Source organism: Nocardia sp. NPDC003345 (assembly GCF_053589395.1).
In genome coordinates this window covers 1-8,353 of sequence record NZ_JBSFRU010000298.1, presented here as the reverse complement: position 1 = coordinate 8,353, position 8,353 = coordinate 1, and the positions used below count along the sequence as shown (strand labels likewise).

At 69.5% G+C, this 8,353-nt stretch carries 8 protein-coding genes; 2 read left to right on the top strand and 6 right to left on the bottom strand.

The features are described 5' to 3' along the window. A partial coding sequence (locus tag ACWDU1_RS25555; protein WP_450002220.1) for a beta-ketoacyl synthase N-terminal-like domain-containing protein occupies positions 1 to 714 on the top strand: 714 nt, incomplete at its 5' end. Positions 715 to 799: 85 nt separating this feature from the next. Beyond that, a complete protein-coding gene (locus tag ACWDU1_RS25550) occupies positions 800 to 1,555 on the top strand; it encodes an SDR family oxidoreductase (RefSeq protein WP_450002219.1) in 756 nt (251 codons plus the stop codon). A gap of 9 nt (positions 1,556 to 1,564) precedes the next feature. Here the strand turns inward: ACWDU1_RS25550 and ACWDU1_RS25545 are convergent, their stop codons facing one another. The 6 genes from ACWDU1_RS25545 to ACWDU1_RS25520 all read right to left on the bottom strand — a co-directional run. Then, the gene (locus ACWDU1_RS25545; protein WP_450002217.1) at positions 1,565 to 2,020 is read right to left on the bottom strand and encodes a MarR family winged helix-turn-helix transcriptional regulator; all 456 of its coding nucleotides are present in this window, start codon (positions 2,018 to 2,020) and stop codon (positions 1,565 to 1,567) included. Between the two features lie 12 nt (positions 2,021 to 2,032). After that, a complete protein-coding gene (locus tag ACWDU1_RS25540; protein WP_450002216.1) occupies positions 2,033 to 2,668 on the bottom strand; it encodes a type 1 glutamine amidotransferase family protein in 636 nt (211 codons plus the stop codon). A gap of 51 nt (positions 2,669 to 2,719) precedes the next feature. After that, positions 2,720 to 5,191, bottom strand: a complete 2,472-nt coding sequence (locus ACWDU1_RS25535) for a CoA transferase (RefSeq protein ID WP_450002214.1) — start codon at positions 5,189 to 5,191, stop codon at positions 2,720 to 2,722. A gap of 8 nt (positions 5,192 to 5,199) precedes the next feature. Further along, a complete protein-coding gene (locus ACWDU1_RS25530; RefSeq protein ID WP_450002212.1) occupies positions 5,200 to 6,198 on the bottom strand; it encodes an enoyl-CoA hydratase/isomerase family protein in 999 nt (332 codons plus the stop codon). Beyond that, on the bottom strand, positions 6,195 to 7,319 hold the full coding sequence (locus ACWDU1_RS25525; protein WP_450002210.1) for a M24 family metallopeptidase: 1,125 nt from the start codon (positions 7,317 to 7,319) through the stop codon (positions 6,195 to 6,197). Before ACWDU1_RS25525 ends, ACWDU1_RS25530 begins: the two co-directional genes overlap by 4 nt. Beyond that, positions 7,309 to 8,353, bottom strand: a 1,045-nt coding sequence (locus ACWDU1_RS25520; protein ID WP_450002208.1) for a M24 family metallopeptidase, incomplete at its 5' end; no start/stop codon positions are given. The genes ACWDU1_RS25525 and ACWDU1_RS25520, both read right to left, overlap by 11 nt.

Sequence of the window (8,353 nt, the reverse complement as noted above, 5' to 3'; positions counted from 1 at the left end):
CGGGCGTGGCAGATGATCGCGATGGGTGACGCCGATATGGTCGTCGCGGGCGGTGTCGAAGGGTATATCGACCCGGTGCCGATCGCGGCGTTCTCCATGATGCGCGCGATGAGCACGCGCAACGACGAACCGAAGGCCGCGTCCCGGCCGTTCGACGCGGACCGTGACGGTTTCGTCTTCGGCGAGGCCGGGGCGCTGCTCGTTCTCGAAACCGAGGCACACGCCCGGGCACGCGGCGCCACCGTCTTGGCGCGACTGCTCGGCGCCGGAATCACTTCCGACGGTTACCATCTCGTCGCACCCGATCCCGCGGGTACCGGTGCGGCGCGCGCCATGACCCGGGCCATCCGGACCGCGGGGCTCACCGGGCCCGATATCACCCATGTCGACGCGCATGCGACCGCGACCCCGATCGGCGATCTCGCCGAGGCCTCCGCGATCGGTCTGGCCGTGGGCAGCCATGCCGCGGTGTACGCGCCGAAATCGGCGCTCGGTCATGCGATCGGCGCCGCCGGCGCCCTCGAATCGGCGCTCACCGTGCTGAGCATCCGCGACGAGATCGTGCCCCCGACACTGAATCTGGACCACCAGGACCCGGCCGTCGATCTGGATATCGTCGTGGGCGCGCCCCGCCGCGGCCGGATCGATTACGCGATCAACAACTCGTTCGGATTCGGCGGTCACAATGTCGCCCTCGTCTTCGGCCGGGCCTGACGGGCCGCTCGCCCGATAGGCTCGGGAGGCCCCGCCGATCAATGCCGTACCGGGATCGGTACCGGCCGACCACAGGAGATACACAGTGGGTACTGGATCGATCCTCATCACCGGCGCGAGCTCTGGTCTGGGTGCGGAGATGGCCCGGCAGTTCGCCGCGCTCGGCTACGATCTGGCCCTGTGCGCCCGGCGTACGGAACGGCTCGACGAACTCACCGGGGAGATCACCGCGGCCCACCCGGGAGTGCGGGTGCGAACGGCGGCGCTCGATGTGACCGATTTCGACGCCGTGCCGCGGGTTTTCGACGAATTCGCGGCCGAGCTGGGCGGCCTGGACCGGGTGATCGTCAACGCCGGGCTGGGCAAAGGGGTGCCGTTCGGTAAGGGCGGTGACCGGCCGAACCGGCAGACCGCGACCACCAACTTCCTGGGCGCGATGGCGCAGACCGAAGCCGCCATGAAGATCTTCCGCGCTCAGGGCGCAGGCCATCTCGTGGTGATCTCCTCCATTTCCGCCGTGCGCGGAATGCCCAAGACGATGACCGCCTACGGCGCCAGCAAGGCCGCGGTCGCCGCCATGGCCGAAGGTATCGCCGCCGAGAACGTGCCGGGCGTGGATGTGTCGATCATCTTCCCGGGATATATCGCCTCGGAGATGAACGACAAGGCGGCACACCCACCGACCTTCCTGGTGGACACCCGGACCGGGGTGCGGTCCATGGTGTCGGCGATCGAGAAGCGGCGCTTCAAGGCGTATACGCCGGCATGGCCGTGGGTGCCGTTCGCGTATGCGATGAAGGTGCTGCCGCTGCCGATCGTGCGCCGGATCGCCGGTATCTGACCGGTGTCCTCATCCGTCCTCGCCGGCGTCGAGGACGTCGAGGGCGGCGGAGAGTTCGGTGAGTGCGGCGACGATCTCGGCCAGCCGCCGCGGCCCGAGTTCCGCGGTGAGCCGGGCGGCGAATTCGGCGTGCCGCGGTTCGATCCGCGCGACGGCCGCGTGTCCGGCGTCGGTCACGGCCACCAGTTTCGCGCGGCGATGCGCGGGGTTGGTCCGGTATTCGGCGAGCCCGCGCCGCACCAGCAGATCCGCGATGCGCTGCACACTCTGCCGGGTGACGCCCATATCCCGGGCTATCGCGGCCACCGGCAGCGGGGCGCGCAGGATCGCGCCCAGGACCTGCCACCAGGCGGCGGTGAGACCGGCCGGGGCGGCCAGTTCCTCGGCGATCGCGAGGAACCGGCCGTTGAGCCGGAACGAGGTGATGGCGGCGCTGCTGAACATCTCCTGTTCGGGATTCTCCATCGCGGGGCCGGATCAGACCGCGGCCTGCCGGGCCTCGTACTCCGCGAGCGCCGCGTAGCCGGCCGGATCGCCGTGTGCGAAGAGCCGGTACCAGCCGTCGAGGACCTGCGGTTCGTAGAGGTCCAGAGCCGCGAAGACCTCGCGGGCGAATTCGAACGGTGCCGTGGAATTCGCGGTGATGACCGCCCGGTCCGTGACGGCGGGTTCCTCGACGTAGCGCGCACTGCCCGCATAGCCGCTGGCGGCGAGATATTCGGCGAAATTGCTGGTGTGGCGGCGCTCGTCGAGCAGTCCCGCCCGTGCGAGACCGAAGGTGGCGCCGCAGATGGCGGCGACCGGGACGCCGGCGGCCGCGAACTCCCGCGCCTTGTCGCCGAAGATATCCAGTTCGCCCTCGTCCCAGCCCTCGGCGCCGGGCAGGATGAGCATGGCGCTGTCGGCGGGGGAGAGATCGGCGAGGGCGAGGTCGGGCAGTATCCGCATACCGCCCATGGTGGTGACCGGCTCGGTGCCCGGGCCGACCGTGCGCGTCCGGTAGGCGCCCGGCTCCCGGTGCCAGTTGCCGTTGTTGATATGTGCGATCGCCGCACCGGCCTCCCAGTCGGCGAGGGTGTCGTAGACGGCGATATGAACGATCTTCGATGCCATGACAACATTCTGTCATCATGACAACATGCTGTCAATAACGGCCGGGATATCTCAGGAGCCCGGAGTTCCGCCGATCACCCCGTCCCGTTCGAAGGCCGCGATCTCGGCGGCGGTGTATCCGAGTTCGGTCAACACCGCGGTGTTGTCCTGGCCCAGCAGCGGGGCATGACGACGGTGATAGCGATCCGGCCCCGCCGAGTATCGGGCCGCGACGGTGCTGTGCCGTGCGGCCGGATTGACCGGGTGCGCGACGGATTCGAAGAAACCACGGTGCGCGAGCTGGGGAATCTCGGTCTGCCGGTGCGGTTGCCGGACCTCGGCCACCGGAATACCGGCCTCCCACAGCAGGTCGACGATTTCGGCGGCGGTGCGGTCGGCGCACCAGGCGGCGAGATGCTCGTCGATCGCGTCGTGCCGCTCCCGCCGGCCGGCGGCCGTCCGCAACCCGGGGTCGGTGGCCCAGCCGGGGGTGCCCAGGAGCTCGACGAGTACCCGCCACTGTTCGTCGGTGCCGATGGCGAGGGCGATCCAGTTGTCGGGCCGGCCGAACTCGTCGACCCCGGACGCTCGGTACAGGTTCTGCGGGGCGGCGTGCGGTCCCCGGTTGCCGTCCCGTTCGAGCTGGTTGCCGTAGGCGGAGTACTCGATGACCTGCTCGGCCGTGATGTTCAGCGCCGCGTCGACCATGGCCGCCTCGACGAGCATGCCCGCACCGGTACGCCGCCGGTGCTCCAGCGCCAGCAGCAGCGCGACCAGGGCGTGCACTCCCGCGTTCGGATCACCCAGGCTGTAGGGCTCGACCGGATTCTGGTCGGGATAGCCGGTGCGCCAGGTGAGTCCGGACGCGTCTTCGATGACGTAGGCGAACGCGGGGTTGTCCCGCCAGGGGCCGTCGAGACCGAAACCGGGCATCCGCACCATGATCGCGTCGGGGCGCAGGGTGCGTACGGTGTCGTAGTCCAGGCCGATCTGCTCGACCACGCGCGGGGTGTAGTTCTCGACGATCACATCGCAGGTGGCCACCAGCCCGCGCAGGATCTCCCGGCCCGCCGCGGAGCGGAAGTCGACGGTGATACCGCGTTTGTTGGTGTTGAGCCCGGAGAAGATTCCCGACTTCTCCCACCACTGTCGCTCGTCGGCCGGTACCCCCGCGATGAGCCGGGTCCCGTCCGGACGCTGCGCGGATTCCACATGGATCACCTCGGCGCCCTGCAGCGCCAGGAAATGCGTACAGGACGGGCCGGCCCAGAAGGTGGTCATATCGAGCACGCGCAGACCCGCGAAGGGCAGCGGGTTATCCGCCGCGGGTCGCACCCGGCCGGTCTGCGGCGTCGTGGCGGGGCTACGCCCCGAACCAGCGGGCGCCGCCCGATAGTGCTCGGTCTGTTCGCCCGGTAGCGGTGCGGGTCCGGGCCCGCGCAGTACCGGCGGCGTGGTCCGGAACGGCGGACCGGGCCGGACGAAACCGCCGCTCGGGTTCACCGTGAAGAAATTCCGGGCCCGGTGCTGATCCAGTTCGGTGACGGTCGCGCCACCGGCCACCGGACTGTTGGGGATCCGGAACGCCGTGGCCAGTTCCCGGATCTCGTCGACCTTGTGGGCGGCGAACCAGGCGGCGATCTCGGCGGCCTTCTCGTTGGTGCGCTCGGTGATGGCCGGAGCCGGATCCTCGTCGATCCACTCCGGATGCCCGACCATCACGCACAGGTCGAACCACTGCTGGGCGGTACCGCAGCCGACCGCGATCAGCCCGTCGGCGGCCGTGGCGACCCCCGGCCGGCTCAACCGGCGCTGGGTCCGGAACGGCCGGTTCACGGTGTCGTAGAACGAGACCGGATAGTACGACAGCCCCAGGATCTGGGTCTCCAGCATGGAGAGATCGACCAGCTCACCCGTTCCGGTGCGCAGTGCGCGCTGCCGGGCGGTGAGCAGGGCCGCGGCCGCGTGCGCGCCCGCGAACCATTCGCCGACGTCACCGCCGATATGCACCGGCGCGCGTTCCGGCGCGCCCCGGCCCAGTCCGATGATCCCACCGGACCAGGCCTGCAGGGTGAACTCGGTGGCCGGCCGTCCGGCCCACGGGCCGTCGAGGCCGAACGGTGTGATCGTGGTGACCACCAGATGTGGATGACGTTCGCGAATCGCCGCCGGGGTGTACCGGGGATCGTCGGCCGGTGCCGATCCGGGCGACCAGATCACGGCATCCGCACCGGCCAGCAGACTCTCGAGCAGCTCCAGGTCGTCGTCGCTGCCGGATTCCACCGTGACACTGTGTTTCCCGGCGGCCAGGAACTGATACAGCGCGCCGTCGGTACCGGGTGCCGGTGCGGCGCCGGAGGCCGACCGGCGACGCAGCGGATTACCCTCCGGCGGTTCGGCCGCGATCACCCGAGCGCCGGCGTCGGTGAGCAGTTTCGTGCAGTAGGCGCCCGCGATCCCGCTCGACAGATCGACCGCGACGTAGCCGGTCAGCGGTGAGTTCGAGGGCGGATCGTCGCGGCCCTCGGTCCGATTCGCTGTCATCGCGTCCGCTACTCCGGTTTACGCCGGCCGGATTTGCTCAGCCGGAATTCCGGCGGGAACCGGCTGTCGTTGTCCTTGACCGAGTTGTTGAGACCGCCGTCGAAGGCGTTGTCCAGCATCAGGTCGTTGTCGTCGGCGTGGATATGGCCGCCCATCGACTCGAAGAAACCGCTGAGCAGGCTGCCCATATATTCGCCCTGCTGCTGTTTCATGATCTCGAAGAACACCTTCTGCATGAACACGGTGTCCGTGGGGCGGTTGCGGGCGCAGGCGAGCGCGTACTTGCCGGTCTCGGCTTCCAGGTCCTCGCGCGCGACGACGCTGTTGAGGAAATTGCATTCGGCCATCTCCGCGGCGGAGAACGCCCGCCCGGTGAAGACCATCTCCTGGAATTTGCGCAGTCCCATGGTCTGGGCCCAGGTCCACATCCGCGGTCCCCAGCCGTAGTAGCGGAACGAGGGATGTCCGAACAGCGCGTCGTCGGAGGAGATCACCAGATCCGCGTCGGCGGCCTGGTAGAAGTGCCAGCCGTAGCAATAGCCCTTCACCTCCACGATGCTGATCTTCTTGAATTCCTGCAGGCTGCGGCAGCCGGCCTGGGCGTTGGCGTACCACTGGCTGATGGAGGCGCCGTGGCGGAACGACTCCTTGGGCGGGTACCGGACCTCGTCCGGGCCGATCTTGTACTCACTGAGCCGCGGCCCCTGGTCGGGATCGTTCTGCACCGCCATGAATTCGCCCAGATCGGCACCGGATCCGAAATCGTCGCCCGCGCCGCGGATCACCAGCACTTTGACATCGTCGTCGATACTGGCGCGGTGGATCAGATCGCCGTAGCGCAGGCGCGCGGCCATCGTCGGGGCGTTGAGCTGATCGGGCCGGTCGAAGGTAATGGTCGCGATACGGGTCGCGGGATCCTTCGAATAGCGGATGATCTCCTCGGCGCTCGGGCCGGCGGCTTCGTCGTCGCCGGAGCGGGAACCGTTGGCGGGTGTCCGTGTCGTCATGGCTGCTCCCAATGCGGACTCGAGGTGAGGACCTGCGGGCCGTTGTCGGCTATGAGTACGGCGTCGCGGCCGAAGACCGCGCCCACGCCCTCGGCCCAGACATAACCGGTCACCGCCAGCACCATCCCGGGTTCCAGCGGTTCGGTCTCGGCGGTGCGGCGCAGGGCCGAGACCACCACCGGCGGGTCGAAGCCCAGGCCCAGTCCGCGTGCCACGGGCATGGCGGGCAGCGGTTCCCCGGCGTCGGCATAGGCGTCGAGCAGCCCGGCGGCCGGCGCGCCCGGGCGGCAGGCCCGTAACAGGTTTTCCCACAGCCGGTTCCAGCGGCCGTACAGCGCGCCGATGGCCGGAGTCACCGGCCCCACCGGCAGCGTCCGGCCGACCTCGCCGATATACCCGTCGCCGAGCACTCCGGAGGAGAACGCGACCAGATCCCCGTCCTGGACCGTGCGGTCCGGGGTGGCGCGACGCCACGGATGGTCGCGGGCGGTGATCCACGCCGCGTCCTGGGTGGCCGGTGTGCTCACGCCCTCGGCCGCGCACGCCTCCAGCAGTACTCCGGCCAGGGCCTGTTCGGTGACCCCGGGCGCGAGCCGCGCCACCGCCGCGGTGAGCCCCTTCTCGGCGACCCGCAACCCGGCCCGCATCGTCTCGATCTCGGCCGCGGTCTTGATCCGGCGCGCGGCCCGGAAGGCGAGCTCGCCGTCGACGATCTCGGCATTCGGGAAGGCCAGGGGCAGCAGCTGGGCGAAGGCGGGGGAGAGGGCGTCGGTGCCCACCCGCCGGGCCGTGGCCGCGCCCTCGATATCGCGCAGGACGGCGATGAGATTGCGGGGGTCCCACATGGTCCCGTACAGGTGCTCGTGCGGGATATCGTCGGGAATGCCCTCGTCCCAGGTGCTGTGCAGGTGGACCGCGCCGGTTTCCCGCAGCAGCAGGGCCACCGGACCGAACGGCCGGGTGCCGGCCACCCACAGCTGCGGGGCACCGGACAGATAGCGGGCATTGGCCTGCCGTCCGGCGATCAGGACATCGAGGTCATGGGCTTGCATCTGTGCCAGCACACGGTCGCGGCGCCCGAGCCGCAGCGTGCGATCGTCCGGCAGGATCTCAGTCGCCATAGGGGGCATAGGTGTAGTCGGTGAGAGGCATGAAACCTCCGTCGGTTACCACCACGATCTCCTCACTGCGATAGCCGCCGGTGCCGTCCTCCCAGACCACGGGTTCCAGGACCAGCACCATGCCGGGGCGGAGCACGAAATTCTCGTCGAAGTCGGCACCGAGATCGGTGCCGATCATGGGCATCTCGGCGGCGCTCACGCCGATACCGTGCGAGATGTAGAAATGCGGGAGCCAGGGCGGGCTGCCGCCGGCCGCCTCGGTCGCGGCCCGGGCGAGGTCCGCGGCGGTGGCACCGGGACGGATCCGTTCGAGAACCGCGCCGAGGATATGACGCCACTGCCGGTACTGGGCCTGCTGGCGCGGGGTCGGGTCCTGTCCCACGATCCAGGTCCGGCCGAAATCCGAGCAGTAGCCGTTGTAGGTGATGCTGACATCGGTCCACAGCACATCACCGGCCTTCAGCTCCCGCTCGGTGGTGAGCAGCGGAAGCGCGAGATCGCCGTGGGTGGTCCACACGCCGTCGGCCTTGGTCTCCGGCATCACCTGCCAGATCGCGTCGAGCATGGTGGCGGTGGCGCCGAGTTCGAACGCGCGCCGTACGAAGCCGGCGGACAGATCGATCTGGCGCACTCCGGGTGCGAGGGAGGCCTGGACATCGACGATGGCCTCCTCGGTGATCCGGCAGGCCTTGCGGATACAGGACAGTTCGTCGGGCGTCTTGATCAGCTTGGCGGGGCCGATCACAGTGGCGGCGTCCACGGGCTGTGTGCCCGGGAACAGCGTGTCCTTCGCGCGCAGCATGGCTCCGGTGAACTCGTCCACCGCGACCGTGGCCCCGGGCGGCACGATATCGGCCAGGGTGCGCGCGAAATCGGCGACGCCCTCGTCGAATTCGAGGTAGACCGGCGGATGCAGATGATCGGCGGGCAGCTCGGATTCGGCGGCCGCGCCGGCCCGGAACGGCAGGAACAGGTGCGGCCATTCGTCGTCGGTGGTCACCACGGCGACCGGCCGTTCGACATGTGCGAGCCCG

Bases quoted from the DNA above. Each gene is read 5' to 3' on its own strand.
- ACWDU1_RS25545 (WP_450002217.1), bottom strand. From the start codon at position 2,020: ATGGAGAATCCCGAACAGGAGATGTTCAGCAGCGCCGCCATCACCTCG.
- ACWDU1_RS25540 (WP_450002216.1), bottom strand. From the start codon at position 2,668: ATGGCATCGAAGATCGTTCATATCGCCGTCTACGACACCCTCGCCGAC.
- ACWDU1_RS25535 (WP_450002214.1), bottom strand. From the start codon at position 5,191: ATGACAGCGAATCGGACCGAGGGCCGCGACGATCCGCCCTCGAACTCA.
- ACWDU1_RS25530 (WP_450002212.1), bottom strand. From the start codon at position 6,198: ATGACGACACGGACACCCGCCAACGGTTCCCGCTCCGGCGACGACGAA.
- ACWDU1_RS25525 (WP_450002210.1), bottom strand. From the start codon at position 7,319: ATGGCGACTGAGATCCTGCCGGACGATCGCACGCTGCGGCTCGGGCGC.